The organism is Magnetococcales bacterium (assembly GCA_015232395.1).
Classification (GTDB): domain Bacteria; phylum Pseudomonadota; class Magnetococcia; order Magnetococcales; family JADFZT01; genus JADFZT01.
In genome coordinates this window covers 28,875-30,669 of sequence record JADFZT010000060.1, presented here as the reverse complement: position 1 = coordinate 30,669, position 1,795 = coordinate 28,875, and the positions used below count along the sequence as shown (strand labels likewise).

Here is a 1,795-nt window from a genome sequence, read left to right as displayed (position 1 = left end):
GGAGACCAAACCCTCTGATCCTGAACATGAAATGCTGCGCCCCCCAGCCATGGCCAAACGAGCCGATTTTTTCCTCAGCGCTACCCACGGCCAAGGGTATGACCGCCCCCTTCGGGACAAGGCGGGCAAGGAACTCAAGGAACTGCTGGACAGCGACGGCAACCATGGGGTCGTACAGTTTTACGGTTTCCGTCACGGCTTGCTCCAGAAGGATCCCCAAAAAGATCCGCAGTTGGGTGGCAGTGGGCGCTTTTCCTGGGAGTTGGAGGCCGCCCTGAAACTCAATGGCACGCGCAAGGCAAAACTGGCAACCCTCGCCGAACAGTTCCAACAACAAAAACCAGCCCGGGAAAAACTGCCAGAACTGCTCCGGTATGCAGCGGGAGAAACCGAGGCCTGGGAACGACTCAAAACCTGGCAGACAGGCGTGAAAGCCCTCCCCAAAAAGGAACGGAATATCCTGCACCTCTCCGCAACAGACCGGCTTCTCCTCTCCGAGGTGGAAAGATATCAGGAATCTCCATCCGAAGCAGAGGTCACGGTTCTAATACAACAAGCTGGGGAAATCATGCTGCCAGCTGGAACCGAACCCCTGATGGCAGAACCCCTCTCTGCCTGACATCCAGGTTGCCCCCATCGCCTCCATTTTCATCTGCTGTACCAAATCAGCAATGCCGAAGGTTCAAAAGCGGCCATCCCCGCACCCTTTCACACTCTGGAAAGCTGAAACCCACTGATTCCACCTCCCTTGGAAGTGATAGATGGCTGCCATGATGGGAAGAGAGTGGTGGACACAAAAACCGTATAAGCTGCCCTTTTGGTGAGAAGCAAGATGATGCGGTGAAAGAGAGATGGTGTGGTGAAAACAAAAAAGCCAAACCGTGGGGGCTGCGCCCCCACACCCCCGGGGGGTTGTAAAGCAAGATCAAAGGATTAGATTCAAAATCAAAAGATTGGATTCAAGATCAAAATCCAAACCTTGGGGGAGGGAACTCCCCCAAACCCCTACCTTTTTTAATAGTAAAAACAAAAAAATCCCGCACCCAAGTCTCCCCGGGGCGGGATTTTTTTGTCGTCCAACAAACCTTCAAATGATTCTAATGCAGCTGCTTGCCGTCACTCTTCAACTGCTCCAGCGCCGCCTGAACCATCTTGTTCGCATCCGTCTTGGTGACAGCCTTCGAAATCAGCTTTTCAGTGGCTAGCATCGCCACATCCACCGCCGTATTCTTCACATCCGCCATCGCCTTCTGCTTGGTCTGCTCAATCTCAGCCAAAGCAGCCTCTTTCTTCTTGCCAAGCTCCGCCTCCAGCTTATTGTGCGCATCCTCACGAAAACGCGCCGCATCCATCCGAGCCGCCTCAATCGTCTTGGCAGCCGTCTCACCAGCCATGGAAAGCTTTTCCTGATACTCAGCCAACACCTTGTCCGCTTCCTTGCGCAGCTTTTCAGCGTTGTCCATATCATCGCCGATCTGCTTGCCCCGAGCGTCCAAAATGTCGTTGATCGCCGGGATCACATATTTCTTAAGCAGAACCACGAGAACGATGAACGAAGCCACCGTCCAAAAAAACTGGGAGCTGAAAGTGCTGGAATCGAACTGTGGCAGACCAGAAGCGCCTTCCGCCGCATGTGCGATGGAAATCATGGTTAACCTTTACCCATGATGATGAACGCAATCACCAAACCGTAGAGCGCGATGGCTTCCACGAAGGCGGCACCAATCCAGACATATTTGGACATCTGAGACTCAGCACCCGGCTGACGAGCCACAGACTCGATGGTCTTACCAAA

3 protein-coding genes are annotated in these 1,795 nt (G+C 53.5%); 1 reads left to right on the top strand and 2 read right to left on the bottom strand.

Annotation, left to right across the window (positions count from 1 at the left end; translation table 11 throughout):
- Nucleotides 1–31 precede the first annotated feature (31 nt).
- The gene (locus HQL52_15035; GenBank protein MBF0370763.1) at nt 32–619 is read left to right on the top strand and encodes a hypothetical protein; all 588 of its coding nucleotides are present in this window, start codon (nt 32–34) and stop codon (nt 617–619) included.
- 478 nt (nt 620–1,097) lie between these two features.
- On the opposite strand, the gene atpF is transcribed toward HQL52_15035, so the two are convergent.
- Entirely contained in the window at nt 1,098–1,649 is a 552-nt protein-coding gene (gene atpF / locus HQL52_15030) for a F0F1 ATP synthase subunit B (GenBank protein ID MBF0370762.1), read from the bottom strand.
- A gap of 2 nt (nt 1,650–1,651) precedes the next feature.
- Nucleotides 1,652–1,795: ATP synthase F0 subunit C (atpE, locus tag HQL52_15025; GenBank protein MBF0370761.1), on the bottom strand; the 144-nt coding region annotated here is incomplete at its 5' end.

Coding starts and splice junctions, on each gene's coding strand:
- HQL52_15035 (MBF0370763.1), top strand. CDS start 32: ATGCTGCGCCCCCCAGCCATGGCCAAACGAGCCGATTTTTTCCTCAGC.
- atpF (MBF0370762.1), bottom strand. CDS start 1,649: ATGATTTCCATCGCACATGCGGCGGAAGGCGCTTCTGGTCTGCCACAG.